17 protein-coding genes are annotated in these 17,079 nt (G+C 63.2%); 5 read left to right on the top strand and 12 right to left on the bottom strand.

The window, feature by feature from the left end; translation table 11 throughout:
- Positions 1 to 89: 89 nt before the first annotated feature.
- The 3 genes from X742_RS168180 to X742_RS168190 form a co-directional block, all read right to left on the bottom strand.
- On the bottom strand, positions 90 to 686 hold the full coding sequence (locus X742_RS168180) for a LysE family translocator (protein WP_023769741.1): 597 nt from the start codon (positions 684 to 686) through the stop codon (positions 90 to 92).
- A 112-nt stretch (positions 687 to 798) separates the two neighbouring features.
- Complete coding sequence (gene ilvN, locus X742_RS168185) at positions 799 to 1,374, bottom strand: acetolactate synthase small subunit (protein ID WP_013894763.1); 576 nt, start codon at positions 1,372 to 1,374, stop codon at positions 799 to 801.
- A 78-nt stretch (positions 1,375 to 1,452) separates the two neighbouring features.
- The gene (locus tag X742_RS168190; protein ID WP_084569459.1) at positions 1,453 to 3,249 is read right to left on the bottom strand and encodes an acetolactate synthase 3 large subunit; all 1,797 of its coding nucleotides are present in this window, start codon (positions 3,247 to 3,249) and stop codon (positions 1,453 to 1,455) included.
- 446 nt (positions 3,250 to 3,695) lie between these two features.
- On the opposite strand from X742_RS168190, the gene X742_RS168195 reads away from it, so the two are divergent.
- A complete protein-coding gene (locus X742_RS168195) occupies positions 3,696 to 5,504 on the top strand; it encodes an NAD(P)/FAD-dependent oxidoreductase (protein WP_023769739.1) in 1,809 nt (602 codons plus the stop codon).
- Here X742_RS168195 and X742_RS168200 read toward each other — a convergent pair.
- From X742_RS168200 to X742_RS168210, 3 genes are read right to left on the bottom strand one after another with little or no spacing between them, the layout of a single operon-like run.
- Positions 5,492 to 5,692: a hypothetical protein gene (locus X742_RS168200; RefSeq protein WP_023769738.1), complete on the bottom strand. Its 201-nt coding sequence runs from the start codon at positions 5,690 to 5,692 to the stop codon at positions 5,492 to 5,494. The two genes, X742_RS168195 and X742_RS168200, sit on opposite strands and share 13 nt — an antisense overlap.
- Positions 5,693 to 5,722: 30 nt before the next feature.
- Entirely contained in the window at positions 5,723 to 6,307 is a 585-nt protein-coding gene (locus X742_RS168205; RefSeq protein WP_023769737.1) for an HD domain-containing protein, read from the bottom strand.
- Positions 6,304 to 7,455, bottom strand: a complete 1,152-nt coding sequence (locus X742_RS168210) for a gamma-butyrobetaine dioxygenase (protein WP_023769736.1) — start codon at positions 7,453 to 7,455, stop codon at positions 6,304 to 6,306. Before X742_RS168210 ends, X742_RS168205 begins: the two co-directional genes overlap by 4 nt.
- Before the next feature lie 118 nt (positions 7,456 to 7,573).
- Between X742_RS168210 and X742_RS168215 the strand changes: the two genes are divergently transcribed.
- Positions 7,574 to 8,455: a LysR substrate-binding domain-containing protein gene (locus tag X742_RS168215; protein ID WP_023769735.1), complete on the top strand. Its 882-nt coding sequence runs from the start codon at positions 7,574 to 7,576 to the stop codon at positions 8,453 to 8,455.
- A gap of 11 nt (positions 8,456 to 8,466) precedes the next feature.
- On the opposite strand, the gene X742_RS168220 is transcribed toward X742_RS168215, so the two are convergent.
- Genes X742_RS168220 through X742_RS168230 form a run of 3 tightly spaced genes read right to left on the bottom strand, consistent with a single transcriptional unit; the run spans position 8,467 to position 9,915 of the window.
- On the bottom strand, positions 8,467 to 8,997 hold the full coding sequence (locus X742_RS168220; protein WP_023769734.1) for a GNAT family N-acetyltransferase: 531 nt from the start codon (positions 8,995 to 8,997) through the stop codon (positions 8,467 to 8,469).
- Between the two features lie 41 nt (positions 8,998 to 9,038).
- Complete coding sequence (locus X742_RS168225; RefSeq protein WP_023769733.1) at positions 9,039 to 9,347, bottom strand: hypothetical protein; 309 nt, start codon at positions 9,345 to 9,347, stop codon at positions 9,039 to 9,041.
- Positions 9,348 to 9,351: 4 nt separating this feature from the next.
- On the bottom strand, positions 9,352 to 9,915 hold the full coding sequence (locus tag X742_RS168230) for an XRE family transcriptional regulator (RefSeq protein WP_023769732.1): 564 nt from the start codon (positions 9,913 to 9,915) through the stop codon (positions 9,352 to 9,354).
- Between the two features lie 152 nt (positions 9,916 to 10,067).
- Here X742_RS168230 and X742_RS168235 point away from each other — a divergent pair, with 152 nt between their 5' ends.
- Complete coding sequence (locus X742_RS168235) at positions 10,068 to 11,897, top strand: ATP-binding protein (RefSeq protein ID WP_023769731.1); 1,830 nt, start codon at positions 10,068 to 10,070, stop codon at positions 11,895 to 11,897.
- A gap of 287 nt (positions 11,898 to 12,184) precedes the next feature.
- Here X742_RS168235 and X742_RS168240 read toward each other — a convergent pair whose 3' ends face one another.
- Both X742_RS168240 and miaA read right to left on the bottom strand, forming a co-directional pair.
- A complete protein-coding gene (locus X742_RS168240; RefSeq protein WP_023769730.1) occupies positions 12,185 to 12,979 on the bottom strand; it encodes a GGDEF domain-containing protein in 795 nt (264 codons plus the stop codon).
- 106 nt (positions 12,980 to 13,085) lie between these two features.
- The gene (gene miaA / locus X742_RS168245; protein WP_023769729.1) at positions 13,086 to 14,051 is read right to left on the bottom strand and encodes a tRNA (adenosine(37)-N6)-dimethylallyltransferase MiaA; all 966 of its coding nucleotides are present in this window, start codon (positions 14,049 to 14,051) and stop codon (positions 13,086 to 13,088) included.
- On the opposite strand from miaA, the gene serB reads away from it, so the two are divergent.
- Both serB and X742_RS168255 read left to right on the top strand, forming a co-directional pair.
- Complete coding sequence (serB, locus tag X742_RS168250; protein WP_023769728.1) at positions 14,041 to 14,928, top strand: phosphoserine phosphatase SerB; 888 nt, start codon at positions 14,041 to 14,043, stop codon at positions 14,926 to 14,928. The two genes, miaA and serB, sit on opposite strands and share 11 nt — an antisense overlap.
- Complete coding sequence (locus X742_RS168255) at positions 14,925 to 15,497, top strand: GNAT family N-acetyltransferase (RefSeq protein WP_023769727.1); 573 nt, start codon at positions 14,925 to 14,927, stop codon at positions 15,495 to 15,497. The genes serB and X742_RS168255 overlap by 4 nt, the downstream gene beginning before the upstream one ends.
- Before the next feature lie 30 nt (positions 15,498 to 15,527).
- Here X742_RS168255 and X742_RS168260 read toward each other — a convergent pair whose 3' ends face one another.
- On the bottom strand, positions 15,528 to 17,045 hold the full coding sequence (locus X742_RS168260; RefSeq protein WP_023769726.1) for a DegQ family serine endoprotease: 1,518 nt from the start codon (positions 17,043 to 17,045) through the stop codon (positions 15,528 to 15,530).
- Positions 17,046 to 17,079 lie beyond the last annotated feature (34 nt).

The raw sequence follows: 17,079 nt of genomic DNA, 5'->3' as shown, positions 1-17,079 counted from the left end.
CACAATAGCTGTGCAGCCGGCTATCGTTAAAAACCGGAGGTAGGGTGGGCTCCGAAAATGCTTCGAGGGGGCAGATGGAGGCTTATGATCTAGCGCAGCATCGGCCAAAGCGTCGCCGCCAGCAGCACGCCCATGGCGATGTTGAACCATTTCAACCGCACCGGATCGGACAGGAAGCCGCGTAGCGCTGTGCCGAATCCGGCCCAGACCGAGACACTGGGGAGATTGACCACCGTGAAAGCCACGCCGATCAGAATGACGGACAAGAAAGGTCGTTCGGAATTGGTGTAGACGGCCATCGCGGTGATCGCCATCACCCAGGCCTTGGGGTTGACCCACTGGAAGGCCGCGGCATCGATAAAGCGCATCGGCCGCGCATCCGTGTCGCCCTTCCCGCTGAGCGAGCGCGACATGGCAATCTTCCAGGCGAGGTAGAGCAGATAGACGGCGCCGGCAATCTTAAGCCCGGTGTGCAGCGCGGGGAAGGCGGTTAGTACCGCCCCAAGCCCGAAGCCTACGGCAAGCAAGAGGACGAGAAAGCCGAAGCTGATCCCCAGCATGTGCGGCACGGTCCTGCCGATGCCGAAATTCACGCCGGAGGCCAGCAGCATGAGGTTGTTCGGCCCCGGCGTGATCGAGGTCACGAAGGCATAGACGAGCAGTGCGAGGAACGCGTCGAGTGACATGATATCCTCCCAGATACGTCAGCACTATTGTCTTTTCCGACGGTGCACAAAGGCCAGTGCCGACCGTGGGTCACGCCAGTCCCTACACTCATGGAAATTCAGACAGGTCGGCCTACATGCCCTGCGGGCCGCGGTTCATGGCGGCCACGCCGGTGCGGCAGATCTCGACCAGGCCGAGCGGCTTCATGATGGCGATGAACTGGTCGAGCTTGGACCCCTTGCCGGTGATTTCGAAGATGAAATGTTCGGTGTTGGCGTCGATGACGCTGGCGCGGAAAGCGTCCGCCAGGCGCAACGCCTCGACTCGAGCCTCGCCGGTGCCGGCAACCTTGACCAGCGCCAGTTCCCGCTCCAGCGGCCGCTCCTGTCCGAACTCGTGCGAACGAACGGTGAGATCGACCACGCGATGCACCGGCACGATGCGCTCGAGCTGATGCTTGATCTGCTCCAGCACATGCGGTGTGCCGCGCGTCACGATGGTGATGCGCGACAGGTGCTTCTCATGCTCCGTCTCCGAGACGGTCAAGCTCTCGATATTGTAGCCGCGGCCGGAAAACAGGCCGATGACCCGGGCAAGCACGCCCGGTTCGTTGTCGACCAGCACGGATAGCGTGTGGTTTTCCGGCCTCTCCGTCTCCTTGGCGATGAAGTAGGCGGAACCGGTGGGTTGAAGGTGCTGTGCGTTCATGACATGAATCTCAAATTCTTGATCTAATTACCTGTTTTCGCACGGCTTCTTTTGACAAGCCCTGCCCCGGCTCGTCGTCTACACCAGTTCCCTGCCCTTGGCGTCGATTGCATTGGCCACGACCTCGTCGGTGGCCTCGTCCGGCAAGAGCATCTCGTTATGCGCCTTGCCTGACGGGATCATCGGGAAGCAGTTGGCGAGCGTCGCGACGCGGCAGTCGAACAGCACCGGCTTCCTGACCGAGATCATCTCCTTGATCGCGTCGTCCAGTTCGTCTGGCTTGTCGCAACGAATGCCGTGGCCGCCATAGGCCTCGGCCAGCTTGACGAAATCGGGCATCGCTTCGGTGTAGGAATGCGACAACCGGTTGCCGTGCAGCAGCTGCTGCCACTGGCGCACCATGCCCATATACTGATTGTTGAGGATGAAGATCTTGATCGGCGCGTCGTGCTGCACGGCGGCGCTCATCTCCTGCATGGTCATCTGCACCGAAGCATCGCCGGCAATGTCGACGACCAGCGCGTCGGGATGCGCGATCTGCACGCCGAGCGCGGCAGGCAGGCCGTAGCCCATCGTGCCCAGCCCACCCGAGGTCATCCAGCGGTTCGGCTTCTCGAAATGATAATGCTGCGCCGCCCACATCTGGTGCTGGCCGACCTCGGTGGTGATGTAGGTGTCCATGTCCTTGGTCAGCTCGTAGAGCCGCTGGATGGCGTATTGCGGCATGATCACGTCGTTGTTCATCTTGAAGGCGAGTGAATCGCGCCCGCGCCATTTGGCGATCTGCTCCCACCAGGGATAGAGCGCCTTCTTGTCGTGCTTGGCGGTTGCCCGCCACAGCCGCAGCATGTCTTCCAGCACGCGCCCGACATCCCCGATGATGGGCACTTCGGTGTGGACGTTCTTGTTGATCGAGGACGGATCGATATCGATGTGGATTTTGCGCGAGTTCGGTGAGAACGCATTCAGCCTGCCGGTGATACGGTCGTCGAAACGCGCGCCGATGCAGAGCATCACGTCGCAATCATGCATGGCCATGTTGGCTTCGTAGGTGCCGTGCATGCCGAGCATGCCCAGCCAGTTCTTGCCCGACGCCGGATAGGCGCCGAGCCCCATCAGCGTCGAGGTGATCGGGAAACCGGTGAGATCGACCAGTTCGCGCAAGAGATGGCTCGCTTCCGGGCCGGAATTGATGACACCGCCACCAGAATAGATCACTGGTTTCCTGGCGCCGGCCATCAGTTCGACCGCCGCCTTGATCTTATCCAGGTCGCCCTGGACCTTGGGCTGGTAACTGGTGCGCGGCGCGATCTGCGGCGGCACATAAAAGCCCTTGGCGAACTGCACGTCCTTCGGGATATCGACCACGACCGGACCGGGACGGCCGGTCGTCGCGACATGGAAGGCCTCGTGGATGGTCGCGGCGAGTTCGTTGACGTCCTTGACCAGCCAGTTGTGCTTGGTGCAGGGCCGCGTAATGCCGACCGTGTCGCATTCCTGGAACGCGTCGGAGCCGATGAGCGAGGTCGGCACCTGCCCGGTCAGGCAGACCAGCGGGATCGAATCCATCAGCGCATCCTGCAGCGGCGTCACCGCATTGGTGGCGCCGGGACCCGATGTCACCAGCATGACGCCTGCCTTGCCGGTCGACCGCGCATACCCCTCTGCCGCATGGCCGGCGCCCTGCTCGTGCCGCACGAGGATGTGCTCGACCTCGTCCTGCTGGAAGATCTCGTCATAGATCGGGAGAACGGCGCCGCCGGGATAACCGAAGACATGCTTGACGCCATTGTCCTTCAGCGCCTGCACCACCATTTCGGCGCCGGTCATTTCCCTACCTGCCATCTCGCGCCGCTCGTTCTGTCCATTGCTCATCGGTCTGGTCCCGTACTGTCCGCCATTGGGCGTTGCTGGTCGTTTAGTCGTGTTTCAGGCAATAAAAAAGGCCCCCGAGGGAGCCTGTGTCTGCGCATGGGGGGTTTTCGCCCGGCGGTTACACCGCCTTGCCCACGCGCCTTCCTACGAGAATGAGTGCCGTTTTCATGGTGGCGGACCATAAAGGCGAAGTCGCGGGGTCGTCAATGGGGTACCGCACGAATTCACTCGCCTGTGAGATCGGCTCCGCCGCGCGCTACCATAGTACAGTTGAGCCCATCCCATCGACGCACCACTATGCCGGGCTGACGACGTGCCTGGGAGGAGACGCGTTGCCGGCGAATGGGAGTCCCATCCCCAGGGCAGGGAGGTCCTGGCCGGCCGCTTGCTGTTCCAGTGGAAGCCTGAACAGGCGTTCTTGGAAACCGACAACCGGAGGAGAGACCATGCTCGAGAGAACACCCACCACGAAGGCGCAGGCACTGCTCGACAAGCTTGGCAAGGCGCTGGAGACCGGCGACATCGACGCGGCGGTCAACTGTTTCCAGGCGGATTGCTACTGGCGCGACCTCGTCACCTTCACCTGGAATCTCAGGACGATGGAGGGCCAGGAGCAGATCCGCGACATGCTGAAAGCAACCCTGGCTGGAACCCTGCCGAGCGACTGGAAGGTGGCCGAAGGCGAGGAGGCGACCGAGGCGGACGGCGTCACCACCGCCTGGATCACCTTCGAGACCGAGGTGGCGCGCGGCTTCGGCCTGGTGCGGTTCAAGGGCGACCTGATCTGGACCTTGCTCACCAGCATGGCCGAGCTCAAGGGCCATGAGGAGAAGGCCGGTTTCAATCGGCCGCTCGGCGCCAAGCACGGTCACGGCAAGGACAGGAAATCCTGGCGCGAGGAGCGTGATGACGAGATCGCCGAACTCGGCCGCGGCAAGCAGCCTTATGTCGTGATCATCGGCGGTGGCCAGGGCGGCATTGCGCTCGGCGCGCGCCTGCGCCAGCTCGGCGTATCGGCCATCATCATCGAGAAGAACGAGCGTCCCGGCGATTCCTGGCGCAAGCGCTACAAGTCGCTCTGCCTGCACGATCCGGTCTGGTACGACCATCTGCCCTATATCGACTTCCCCAAGAATTGGCCGGTCTTCGCCCCGAAGGACAAGATCGGCGACTGGCTCGAGATGTACACGAAGGTGATGGAGCTGAACTACTGGTCCTCCACCTCGGCTAAATCCGCGAAATACGACGACGAGGCCAAGGAATGGACCGTCGTGGTCGAGCGTGACGGCGAAGAGATCGTTCTCAAGCCCAAGCAGTTGGTGTTGGCGACCGGCATGTCCGGCAAGGCGAACTGGCCGAAATACAAGGGCCAGGACATCTTCAAGGGCGAGCAGCAGCATTCCTCGACCCATCCCGGCCCCGATAAATATCGCGGCAAGAAGGTCGTGGTCATCGGCTCCAACAACTCCGCCCACGACATCTGCGCGGCTCTCTGGGAGGGAGGCGCGGACGTCACCATGGTGCAGCGCTCCTCCACCCATATTGTCAAGTCCGACACGTTGATGGATATCGGGCTCAGCGCACTCTATTCCGAGCAGGCGGTGGAGAACGGCATGACGACGCGCAAGGCCGACCTGATCTTTGCCTCGCTGCCCTATCGCATCCTGCACGAGTTCCAGATCCCGCTTTACCAGCAGATGAAGGAACGCGACGCGAAGTTCTACGAGGACCTGGAAAAAGCGGGCTTCCTGCTCGACTGGGGCGATGACGGCTCAGGCCTGTTCATGAAGTATCTGCGCCGGGGTTCGGGCTACTACATCGATGTCGGCGCCTGCGACTTGGTCATAGACGGCTCGATCAAGCTCAAGAGCGGACCAGGTGCGGCGGTGCGGGAATTGACCCAAACCGGCGTCAAATTCGCCGATGGCACCGAATTGCCGGCCGATCTCGTGATCTACGCCACAGGCTACGGCTCGATGAACGGATGGGCGGCGGACCTCATCTCGCAGGAGGTGGCCGACAAGGTCGGCAAGGTCTGGGGCCTTGGCTCCAACACCGCCAAGGATCCCGGCCCCTGGGAAGGCGAGCAGCGCAACATGTGGAAGCCGACCCAGCAGGAAGCGCTGTGGTTCCATGGCGGCAACCTCCACCAGTCGCGCCACTATTCGCAATATCTGGCGCTGCAGCTGAAAGCCCGGCAAGTCGGCTTGCCGACGCCGGTCTACGGGCTGCAACAGGTCTATCACAAGGGATAGTTCGCTTCTCCCGCATCGACACGGTGAACCTGTCTCGCCTCGGCGACATCGAACAAGGCGGCAGCGGCGAGTTCGCCGCCGGGGCTGGTCGGCGATGGCGTGAAAACGCCCTCGTCAGCCAAACGATCGCGGCAGGTCTCCGGCCGGTATGCCGCCACCGCGCTTTCGCCGTCGAAGCAGAAGCACATTGGCTGTCTCCTCCCGGTGATCGGTTTGCATCAGGGCCGATTGGCGAAGTCGTGCACGACGCGCTGCAGCAACGGCACATAATCGCGAAACGCCCGCGTCCGCATATTGGCGACCTTGCCGCCCTCGTCCCAGATGCGAACTCGCACCGCTTCTTCATGGAACGGGTTCTCGCGGAACGCAGCCACCTCGTCGGCACACATCGGTCCGCCCTGCAGCGACAAGGTATGAACCGAAGCCGGCGACAGCCTGGAGAAATAGGTCGGGTCGGTGGCGCAGAGATAGCGCTTGGCGGCAACGTGCAGCCGGACGCAGTCGACAACAACAGGCGGGAAGAACGGCGCCAGCACCTCGCCGCCGGCCTCGTCATGGTGCTTGTCCTCGACATCCTCGGGCGAATAGGTGCCGAACTCGCTGGTGTAGTGGCCGATGTCGTGCAGCAGCGCGGCGGCCACCAGCACGTCTGGGGCTCCATCCTGTTCCGCCAACCAAGCCCCTTGCAGCATATGCTGGGACATCGTCACCGGCTCGCCAAGATAGGATTCGGCGCCGCGGCGCTCAAAAATGTCGGCGATGAATTCGACGATGGTGTCCGCGTTCAGATCCTGGCCGATCATTCCGCTGCCTCCTTGAAGCCGTGTTCGATCGCCGCGAGCGTCGACAACAGGCCGTCCTTGTCGGCGTAGCATCCCTGCAGCCAGCGCTTGCCGGTGCCGGAGAACGCCTTGCGGGCATGCATGACGCGGGTGTTGTCGACGATAAAGGCTTGGCCGGGCTCAAGCTTGAAGGTGACTTCGAAGGATGGATCCTCGATCAGCTCGGCGAAGCGGCGGTAGGCGGCATAATAAGCGCCCATCTCGGCGAACGGCACATCGACGGTCGGCGCCAGCGAACGGTTGTTGAAGCGGATGCAGATCAGTTCGCCGCCGGGTCCAAGCTCGATCATCGGTCGCTTCGCCTGCAGCCGCACGCCGGACGACCCAGCATATTCGAACCGCGCCGCATGGGAGCTCAGCAGCCGAAAACCTTCGGGACTTTCCGCTTGAAGGGCGGCCGCGACGGCAAAGCCATCAACGACGCTGGATTCACCGCCCTCCACCGTGTTCTCGATGCAGGACAGGATCTGCAGCGTCGGCACCGGATCGCGATAGGGGTTGTCGGTATGCGCCTGCAGGCCGAGATTGGTGTAGGCGAGATTGTTCGGGTTGACCTCGGCGCGCACTTCGAACCAGCGCCCGTAATTGGTCTCCCTGATATAGCCGAACAAGTCGGACACCTTGCACAGCGCCCCGGATTCGGCCGGCAGCCCGTCCATCACCGCAAAACCGTAAGTCCTCACCGCCGAAAGCCATTCGCGCAGGACGCCGCGGCCCTGCAAGGCCGCCGGATAGCTGGCGCGCGGCACCGAGTTCTGCATCGTCGCCCTGGTCCAGCGCTGGACAACATCGCCTGTCCAACCAAGCTGCCGTGTCTCGTCGCTATCATAGGCGTTCGCACGCAGCCATTGAGCGGGAAAGCTGACCGTTTTTCCCTCCGGTTCGAAGCTGATCTCCAGCGCTCCGGCCTTGACGGCGGCAGCGCCAATTCTCGTTTTCACCGGAATGTCGAGGATGGTGATCAGGCGCTGGCCGTTGCCGGCGCTGCGCGTCTTGTCGTCAAGCGCGTTGTCGCGCAGCCAGATGGCGTGAAAGCGGGTACGTTTGCCGTCTGTCCAACCAAGTTCGATTGTTCTGCCTTCATCGCCAACCAGCGCGTGGGTGAGCATGGAAATCCGTCCTGTCGCCTTGTTGCCCACGGTTCGTGCCGTGGTTTGGATTGCATGTTGACCTCCCAAGAGGCATAACTCCAATTATCATTTTTTGGTCTATGGTACCGGTTTACTAATGGCTCGGCGAACCATCCCTACCCTCCCTCCGCTCGACTGGCTGCGCAGTTTCGAGGCTGCGGCACGGCTGTCGAACTTCACCGCGGCGGCAGCCGAACTCGGCCTGACCCAGGCGGCCGTCAGCCAGCACATCCGGCTGCTCGAGGAAAGGCTGAAGACGCGTCTGTTTTCGCGGCTGGCGCGTGGGGTCGCGCTGGCGCCGGCAGGTGCCGCCTACCTGCCCCACATCCAGTCGGCCTTCGCCACCATTGGCAGCAGCACCACGGAACTGTTCGAACCGCGTGCCGTCCAGACCGTCTCGATCCGGGTGCCGATCTCGTTTGCGCTGCTGGCGCTGGTTCCGGCGCTGCCCGATCTCGCCGAGGCGTTGCCACGCATCCAGCTCGATCTGGTGACGATCCATCGCCCGACCGACTATGATTTGCCGGGCTCGGCGCTCGACGTCCGGTTCGGCAACGGATCCTTTCCCGGACGCGAGGCCGAGAGGCTGACCGCCGAGCGGCTTGTGCCAGTGGCAAACCCGGCCTTGGCCAGTGCCGCCGACTGGACGTCGCTGCCGCTGCTTCTGGTGGCCGGGGCGCGCGAGATGTGGGCGGAATGGTTCTCGGCGGCCGGATTGGCCGGCCATCCCCAGCGCTCGCACCGCTTCGACAGTTTCGTCGCCGCCATGCAGGCGGCGAGCGCCGGTGCCGGTGTGCTTCTGGGGTCAAGACCCCTAATCGACGCGGCGCTCTACAGCGGAGCGTTGGTCCGGCTTTCCGATTTTGAGCTCCCCAGCACGTCAGGGCATTTTCTGACCAGGCGTTCGACCGCGCACCTGACAAGCGCCGAGCAGGATTTCCGCCAATGGCTGCTGAAGCGCCTCGCCGGGAAGGCATGAGGTGACTGGCGTTACCGCGACGCTGTGCCGATGCGCTTCCAATAGATCAGCGTGCCCGTCAGCCCGCCATGCGGCTTCAGCGCATAGTCCGGCACTTCGCCTGCCAAGGTAAAGCCGAGCTTCTCATAAAGCGCCGAAGCACCCTCCTCGGTCGCCGTATCCAGAACCAGCAGCGTGCGTCCCTTCTCCGCCGCGAGGCGTTCGGCGGCTAGCATCAGGCGCGTCCCGATACCCCTGCCCCGCTGCCCGACCGATGTCATCAACTTGGCGATCTCGGCCCGATGCGGCTGATTGGGCGGACAGTCGAGCAGCAAGGTAACGGTGCCGACCAGAGCGCCGCCGTCCCATGCCCCAATCACCGTTCGTTGCCCTCGTGCCGCCGCGGCCAGCGACGTCTCCCAGAACGCGCTGGCCGCATCCGACGCCAGCGGATGCATAAAGCTGACCGATCCGCCGGCGGCAACCGTTTCGACCAGCAGATCGGTCAGCTGTGCGAGTGTTTCCCGGCTTGCGGTCAACGGCCCGATTTCTACAATGTTCATACCTGGTCCTCTGGAAACGATTGATGGTCGACAGCGCCGCTTCAGTCGAGATGGCGCACACGCCGCCGCTTGCGCGCGGCCTTGATGGCGCCGATGCGTTCGGTGTCTTGTTCCTTGAGGTGCCGACCGCGCTCCAGGATCTCGAGCGTGTATTCCTCATAGGTCAGGCCCAGCCGTTCAGCCTTGTCCATCCGCATCAGCATGACTTCGCGGCTCGGCGCCTTCCATGCCTTGGCGTGCGCGGCCTGCCAGGCCAGGAAGATGTAAGGATCGCCCTTGCCCCATGGCGGCCCCTTGTAGTCGTCAAGAGGCGGCCCCCCATTGTGGGAGCGCTTTGGCCGTCTTGGCATGACGTCAGCTCCTGACCAGGGCGACGAGATAATCGGCGCCCGGCTCCAGAGCATGAAAGGTGCAATCCGACGGCGCTCCGAGCGCCAGGCAGTCGCCCGGTTCGAGCCTGTGCACATGGTCACCCTCGGTGAATTCGAGTTTTCCCGAGATCAGCCAGATCTGCTGCTTGATGAAGGCGTAGGAAGCCGCCGGCAAGTTGACCTTCGCGCCCGCCGGCAGATGGACCTTGATCAGTTCGAGCGGCATGTCGCAGGCCGGCGACAAATGCCGCCTGACATAGCCTGTGTCGGGGTCGCGCCACACCGGCTGGCCGGCCGCGCGCAGCAGCCCGCCGCCCTGCAATTCCGCCCGTGCGATGAGGGTCGAGAGCGTCATGCCGAAGGCCGCGGCTATGCGCACCAGAAGTGCCGCCGTCGGACTGGTCATGCCACGCTCCATCGTACTCAGCATTGCCTTGGAGACACCGGACTGTTCAGCGAGCTCCGCCAGCGACCAGTCCCGCATGGTCCTTTCGGTACGGATACGTCTGCCGATGGTTAGGGAAATGTCGTTCGCTATATCATCCATTCGTTCATTATAACGAAACCATGAGGGCGCGAATAGCTATCTCGAAGCAATTTTCACCAGGCCCTTAATCCTCTCTACACCATCCGACCTCATCCGACCTTAACCCCGTTCCTGTAGGGTTCGCCTCAAGGGAAATGGGGATTGGCCTGTCCATGTATGTCGAACGCGAAGCTTCAGTCGGAGAACCGACATCGCAGGAGCGCCGCACAGCCGACCAGAACGACAAGCGCATCCTGGGCAATGTCGTGCAATGCGACGGTGCGCGCGCCACCATCAGCGCCTATGCCGACGATGTCGACGGCGCGGTCACCGGCCTGTGGACGGTCGGCAAGATGATCTCGATCAACCTTGGCACGACGCGAACCGTCGGCCTGGTCTACGCGATCGGCAAGTCGGATCTGGCCTGGAACAATGACGGCCAGAACGCCATCGAGGTCAGCATCGAGCTGATCGGCGAAGTCCGTGACGGCGCCGAACCCGAGGCCAAACCGATCTTCGACCGCGGCATTACCGTATATCCGCATATCGGCGCCGTCGCGCACCGCATCCGCACCCGCGACCTGCAGGCAGTCTATGACCTGGCCGGCCGCCATTCCATCACCATCGGCTCGCTGGCGCAGGACGAGGCGATCGCCGCCAACATCGCCATCGATGACACGCTGGCGCGCCACTTCGCCATTGTCGGCACGACCGGCGTCGGTAAGTCGACAGCGGTTTCGCTGCTGCTGCGCAAGTCGATCGCGGCGCGACCGGACCTGCGCATCCTGATCCTCGATCCGCACAACGAGTTCGCGGCCTCGCTGCCGGAATATTGCGTCAGGGTCGATTCCAAGACGCTCGACCTGCCGTTCTGGATGTTCACGCTGGAGGAATTCGCCGAAGTGCTGTTTCGCGGACGCGAAACGGTGCCGGAAGAGATCGATGCCCTTCGCGACCTCATTCCGCTCGCCAAGAATCTCTATCGCAACCCCGGTTCAGGGGCCTACCTCAGGCGCGGCAGCGATGCGCTGACCGCCGATACGCCGGTGCCCTACCGCATCGCCGACCTGCTCAAGCAGATCGACGAGCGCATGGGCATGCTCGAAAGCAAGACCGATCGTCCGACCCTCAAATCGCTGAAGACACGCATCGAATCGGCGGCGGCCGATCCGCGCTACCGCTTCATGTTCAATTCGCGCCTGATCGAGGACACCATCCACGAGACGATCGGCAACATCTTCCGCGTGCCGCATCATGGCCGTCCGGTGACCTGCTTCGAGATGGCCGGCATGCCGTCGGAAGTGGTCAATTCCGTCTGCTCGGTGCTGGCGCGTCTGGCCTTCGACCTCGCTCTGTGGAGCGAAGGCAAGCTGCAGCTGCTGTTCCTATGCGAGGAAGCACACCGCTACATGCCCGCCGATGCGCGTCTCGGCTTCGCGCCGACCCGGCACGCGCTGTCGCGCATCGCCAAGGAAGGCCGCAAATATGGCTGCTATCTCGGCGTCGTCACCCAACGCCCCGGCGAGCTGGACCCGACCATTCTCTCGCAGTGCTCGACCTTCTTCGCCATGCGGCTCGCCAACGAGCAGGACCAGGCGATCATCCGCTCGGCGATCGCCGACTCTTCGGCCTCCACGCTCGCGTTCCTGTCCTCCATGGGCCAGCGCGAAGCGATCGCCTTCGGCGAAGGCGTGGCGACGACCATGCGGCTGAAATTCGAAAGACTGCCCGCTCACCTGCTTCCGGGCACGGCCAAGCGCGAGGAAGACGTGACGTCCAAGGCCGGCGAGGTCGACCTGGTGGCGATCGTGGAGCGGCTGCGCAACGTACCAAAGCCACAGAGCCAGGCGATGGCCTTCGCCGAGGTGGTCGATTCCGGCCGGCAAGCCGGCGACCCCGACTACCGCAAAGCGCCGGCGGCGCGCGTGCAGTCGGACGAAGATTTCGACACACGCTACGGCCTCAAACCCGCCACCTTCGGCCTGCGCCCGCAGAACGATTGAGCTGAGCGTCACACCTCTGCGAAAAGTCCTGAGAACCCGCGCAAGCGGCCTATCCCATGTTCGTCGGAAAGCTTGGGTAATCCTGTCGGGGAATTCGTCAGGCTGGGCCGATTGGTGTCGGCTTCGAAAACCGAAGCCGAGCGACCCTTGGTCGGTGAGCGCTGGCCTTCGCCGGCCGCAGCCTTAGTCTAAAGGCCACAACGTCTCATAAGTGCTTCGGCCGGCGAAGCCCGGAAGCGCGGAAGTCGGCGGCAGACGGCCAGCCTCACGAATTCAGTGATGGGATTTTAGGCGCAGACGCGGTTGCGGCCTTGCCTTTTGGCTTCGTAGAGCTGGCGGTCGGCGCGTCGATAGAATTCCTCCGCCGTTTCCTTGCGATCCCAGACGGCAAGCCCCACGCTGGTGGTAATCTTGAGCCGGACATTGTTGCCGGACAGGATCGACATGTTGGCGACCGCCTTGCGGATGCGCTCGGCGAATTTGGCCAGAAGGTCCGCCTCCATGTTGGGCGTGACCACGGCGAACTCCTCGCCACCCAGGCGCGCCACCACATCGTGGAAACGTGTCATGTCCCTGAGGCATCTTGCGACAGCCTTAAGCACCTCGTCGCCGACATCGTGGCCGTGCGTGTCGTTGACCTGCTTGAAATGGTCCAGATCGAGGATCATCAGCCCGACCGGTTTTTCGATGCGCCGGAACTCCTCGAGATATTCCTTCAGCGCGTCGTCGAAATAGCGCCGGTTCTGCATGCCGGTCAGGCCGTCGGTCAGGGCGGCATGCTCGAGCGTTTCGGAGCGGGCGCTGAGCGACACCGTCATGGCGCGCAGCTTGCCCTCTTCGGTCGCCTGTTTGCGGATCAGCGGATAGATGAAGAAGATGCCGAAAAACAGCGCGGTGGCGAGCAGTACGCCGGTCGCGAACAGGAGTTTGTTGAGGTATATGACCTTGTCCAGGCCGGAGGCCGTATGGAGTTCCGTCGCGAAGGATTGCAGTTGCCCATAGGCGTGCAGTGTCACCAGGCCAGCAGCCAGGATCACGAAGATAAAGACGAAAAAAGCGGATTCCGCTTTGTGGAAACGCATCTGCTCCCCGATAGAAAAGTACCCCATGACCTTATGGCATCGACCGACTTACGGAGCGTTAAATTCCGACAACTTCGGCGAGAACCCTTCCCTCAGGGGCAACTTTTTAAGTTGCATTAGCAACAAGTGTTTGGATCGTGGTTTCGAGATCGTCACCGGGGCGAAGTCTCTGCCATTCCGGCCCCAGCTGATGGCGGAACCAGGTAGCCTGGCGTTTGGCATATTGCCTTGTCGCGATCTTGGCGCGCTCGATCGCCTCGGGAAAGCTCGACTGCCCTGAGATCGCGGCCTGGAGCTCACGAACCCCGATCGCCTTCATCGCCGGCAGGTCTGGATCCAGACGAAGGGCCGCAAGCTGCTTGACTTCCTCCAGCGCGCCCTTGTCCAGCATCTGGTCGAAACGCCTTTCGATGCGGTCAACCAATGCTGCCCGATCCGGCTCGAGGACCAGGAGATGCGCGCTCGGCCTGTCGATGAGCGGCAGGCCACGCTCTGCCTGCCAGTCCAGGATCGACCGGCCGGAGGCGTCGAGCACCTCGAGCGCCCGCACGATGCGCTGGCTGTCGGTTGGTTTCAACTGCATGGCGACGCTCGAATCCTCGCGCAGCAGCAACGCATGCAGCTTGACCGCGCCTTGCTCCTTCAATTCGTAGCGCCAGCGGTCGCGTATCCGTTGCGGAATATCGGGCATTTCCGAAATGCCTTCCGCCAGCGCACGAAAGTACAGGCCGGTGCCACCGACGAAGATTGGCCGCCGCGAGAGCGTCCCGTCATCAATGAGTTTCATGACGTCGCGCAGCCAGGCGCCGGTCGAGTAGGCGGTGCCGGGATGGACATGCCCATAGAGAAAATGCGGCGCTCGTGCGAGTTCGGGCGCCTGCGGCCGAGCCGTCAGCACGTCGAGAACCGCATAGCCCTGCATGGAATCGGTGTTGACAATGACGCCGCCTGTGTGTTCGGCCAGTTCAAGCGCCAGCGCCGACTTGCCGCTGGCGGTCGGCCCGGCTATCAGGATCGCGTTCTTCACGCGGCCTTCGCCCGCATCCGTGCCGGAATTCTCGATGCCGCTCATTGCCACGCTTGTTTCCCGTCCCGCCGATCGCGCTCTGTCGCCATCGCTTGCGAATATGGCCTCACGGTCGGTGGGCGCAAGCGCTGTCGTGTGGCTGGCCGAAGGCATTGCCTGTGATCTTGCCCTGCCGCCAGCTGCGCAGGCTGATGAAACGACCGCGAGCCTTCGTACCGCACTGGCCGCTGAGCCCGTCGACGTGATCGTCCAGCAGGCAGAAACACGCCGCAAGAAAATCCTTCTCGCCGACATGGATTCGACCATGATCGACCAGGAGTGCATCGACGAGCTGGCCGACGAGATCGGCGTCAAGGATCATGTCGCGGCGATCACCGCACGGTCGATGAACGGCGAGATCGCCTTCGAGCCGGCGCTGCGCGAGCGCGTGGCACTGCTCAAGGGGCTCGATGCCGCCGTCGTCGACCATATCGTCGCCAATCGGCTGACCTTGGCCTCGGGCGGCCGCGCGCTGGTCCAGACCATGCGCGCCAACGGCGCCTGGACGGCGCTCGTCTCGGGCGGTTTCGAGGTCTTCACCACGCGCATCGCTGCGATGCTTGGTTTTCAGGAAAACCGCGCCAACCGCCTTCTCGACCAGGACGGACGCTTCACCGGGCTGGTCGGCGAGCCGATCCTTGGCCGCGCCGCCAAGGCCGAGGCGCTGCTCGAAATCTGTGCGCGCCTTGGCCTGGCGCCGGCCGATGCCATCGCCGTCGGCGACGGCGCCAACGATCTCGACATGATCCGCCTGGCCGGAACCGGTGTCGCGCTGCATGCCAAGCCGACGGTGGCAGCGCAGGCCAAAGTCCGGATCGACCATGGCGACCTGACGGCGCTGCTTTATCTGCAGGGCTATCGGCAGGAAGAATTCGTCCAATGAAGCCGATCCGTACCGAACGCCTGATCCTGCGCAATTGGGAGGATCGCGACCGCGAATTGTTCCATCGCATCAATTCCGATGATCGCGTGATGGAGTTCTTCCCGTTTCGCCGCGACCGTGCGGCCGCCGACGCCAAGATGGATGAGTTCCGCGCCTGGGTCGATGAGGACGGCTACGGCTTCGCGGCGGCCGAGATTGCCGCGACAGGCGAATGCATCGGTTTCGTCGGCCTCCTCGCGACCGATGATGTGCCATCGCTGCCGGCCGACACAATCGAGATCGGCTGGCGGTTGGCTCCCGAATACTGGGGCAAGGGCTATGTCACCGAGGCCTCGGAGGCATGGCTGGCCTACGGCTTCGAGACATTGGCCGTCGACGAGATCGTTTCCTTCGCCGTGGCGGAAAACCACCGCTCGACCGCCGTTATGAAACGCCTCGGCATGACAGCCGACCCATTGAGCGATTTCGACCACCCCAGCATTCCAGACAGCCATCCCGCGCTCAAGCGGCATGTGCTCTACCGGCTGTCGCGCGAGGACTGGCAGGCAAGAAAAAAGGCGGCCGTTTAGCCGCCTTTTTCAAATCGCCGTATTGAAATCTCAATCCATTCGGATCGTCACGAACCTGAGCTCACCGGTCTTCGACGCCAGCATCAGCAGCGCGTTCTTGCGCCCCTGCTCCTTCAGCGCGCCGATCCGGTCCATGACGTCCTTGGGCGTGGCAACCGACTCCTGCGCGATCTCGGTGATCACCTCGCCCGGCTGGATACCGCGTTCCGCGGCGGCGGAGTCCTTGGCCACGTCGGTGATGACGACGCCGGAGACATCGCCGGCGATGCTGAACTTCTTGCGAGTCTCGTCGTTGAGTTCGCCGACCGTCATGCCAAGCACCGAGGCGGTCGAGACGGCCGGAGCCTTGTCAGCGCCCTTGTTCTGATCGGTATTGCCGTTCTCGCCGCTGGCCAGCTTCTCGCCATCCTCGAGCCGGCCGAGCGTCACCTTCACCGTCTGCTCGACACCCTTGCGCACGATCAGCACGTCGACTGCCTTGCCCACCGGGCTTTCGGCGACGACACGCGGCAGGTCGCGCATTTCATGGATGTCCTTGCCGTCGAACTTGATGATGACGTCGCCGGCCTGGATGGTGCCGTTGTCGACTGGTCCGCCCTTGATGACGCCGGCCACCAGCGCGCCCTTGGCGGTCGCCATGCCGAGGCTTTCCGCGATGTCGTCCGTCACCGGCTGGATGCGCACGCCGAGCCAGCCGCGCCGCGTCTCGCCATATTGGCGCAACTGCTCGACGACGCCCGACGCGAGCTGCGAGGGAATGGAGAAGCCGATGCCGATCGAGCCGCCGGACGGCGAAATGATCGCGGTGTTCATGCCGATGACCTCGCCGGCGCTGTTGAACAGCGGTCCGCCCGAATTGCCGCGGTTGATCGCCGCGTCGGTCTGGATGAAGTCGTCATAGGGGCCTGAATTGATGTCGCGGTTGCGCGCCGAGACGATGCCGACCGTAACCGTGCCGCCGAGGCCGAACGGATTGCCGACCGCCATCACCCAGTCGCCGACGCGCATCTTGGTGGAATCGCCGAATTTCACCGCTGTCAGCTTGTGGCCTTTCGGATCGACCTTCAGCACCGCGACGTCGGTCTTGGTGTCGGTGCCGACCAGCGTCGCCTTCAAGGTCACGCCATCGGAGAAATTGACCTCGATGTCGTCGGCATCGGCGATCACATGGTTGTTGGTGACGACGATGCCTTGTTCGGCGTCGATGACGAAACCCGAACCGAGCGACTGCACCTTCTGCGAGCCGCCATCCTTTTCGCCACCGCGGTTCTTGAAGAAATCGTCGAAGAAATCCTGGAACGGCGAGCCTTCGGGTAGTTGCGGCATCGGCACCGCGCCCGGCCCTTCCGTCCCCTTCACCGTCTGCGAGGTGGAGATGTTGACCACCGCGCCAAGCACGCCTTGCGCCAGGTCGGCGACCGAGGCTGGTCCGTCGGCGGCGAATGTCGGGGTCATCAAGGACGGAACGGCGACGGCGCTCAGCACCAGCGCGGCCGCGCCGGCCATCAACGTCCGTCGAGCGGCGGCCAAAAGGGTGTTGAATGTCATCGAGAAGCCTCCCGGCATTTCTAAAAGAGAAAAG

Source organism: Mesorhizobium sp. LNHC229A00 (assembly GCF_000502415.1).
In the GTDB taxonomy this organism is placed as follows: Bacteria; Pseudomonadota; Alphaproteobacteria; order Rhizobiales; family Rhizobiaceae; genus Mesorhizobium.
This window is presented reverse-complemented; position numbering and strand designations above follow the sequence as displayed.

Excerpts from the sequence above, each read along its gene's own strand:
- X742_RS168180 (WP_023769741.1), bottom strand. The coding sequence starts at position 686 with ATGTCACTCGACGCGTTCCTCGCACTGCTCGTCTATGCCTTCGTGACC.
- ilvN (WP_013894763.1), bottom strand. The coding sequence starts at position 1,374 with ATGAACGCACAGCACCTTCAACCCACCGGTTCCGCCTACTTCATCGCC.
- X742_RS168190 (WP_084569459.1), bottom strand. The coding sequence starts at position 3,249 with ATGAGCAATGGACAGAACGAGCGGCGCGAGATGGCAGGTAGGGAAATG.
- X742_RS168195 (WP_023769739.1), top strand. The coding sequence starts at position 3,696 with ATGCTCGAGAGAACACCCACCACGAAGGCGCAGGCACTGCTCGACAAG.
- X742_RS168200 (WP_023769738.1), bottom strand. The coding sequence starts at position 5,692 with ATGTGCTTCTGCTTCGACGGCGAAAGCGCGGTGGCGGCATACCGGCCG.
- X742_RS168205 (WP_023769737.1), bottom strand. The coding sequence starts at position 6,307 with ATGATCGGCCAGGATCTGAACGCGGACACCATCGTCGAATTCATCGCC.
- X742_RS168210 (WP_023769736.1), bottom strand. The coding sequence starts at position 7,455 with ATGCTCACCCACGCGCTGGTTGGCGATGAAGGCAGAACAATCGAACTT.
- X742_RS168215 (WP_023769735.1), top strand. The coding sequence starts at position 7,574 with ATGGCTCGGCGAACCATCCCTACCCTCCCTCCGCTCGACTGGCTGCGC.
- X742_RS168220 (WP_023769734.1), bottom strand. The coding sequence starts at position 8,997 with ATGAACATTGTAGAAATCGGGCCGTTGACCGCAAGCCGGGAAACACTC.
- X742_RS168225 (WP_023769733.1), bottom strand. The coding sequence starts at position 9,347 with ATGCCAAGACGGCCAAAGCGCTCCCACAATGGGGGGCCGCCTCTTGAC.
- X742_RS168230 (WP_023769732.1), bottom strand. The coding sequence starts at position 9,915 with ATGGATGATATAGCGAACGACATTTCCCTAACCATCGGCAGACGTATC.
- X742_RS168235 (WP_023769731.1), top strand. The coding sequence starts at position 10,068 with ATGTATGTCGAACGCGAAGCTTCAGTCGGAGAACCGACATCGCAGGAG.
- X742_RS168240 (WP_023769730.1), bottom strand. The coding sequence starts at position 12,979 with ATGCGTTTCCACAAAGCGGAATCCGCTTTTTTCGTCTTTATCTTCGTG.
- serB (WP_023769728.1), top strand. The coding sequence starts at position 14,041 with ATGCCGCTCATTGCCACGCTTGTTTCCCGTCCCGCCGATCGCGCTCTG.
- miaA (WP_023769729.1), bottom strand. The coding sequence starts at position 14,051 with ATGAGCGGCATCGAGAATTCCGGCACGGATGCGGGCGAAGGCCGCGTG.
- X742_RS168255 (WP_023769727.1), top strand. The coding sequence starts at position 14,925 with ATGAAGCCGATCCGTACCGAACGCCTGATCCTGCGCAATTGGGAGGAT.
- X742_RS168260 (WP_023769726.1), bottom strand. The coding sequence starts at position 17,045 with ATGACATTCAACACCCTTTTGGCCGCCGCTCGACGGACGTTGATGGCC.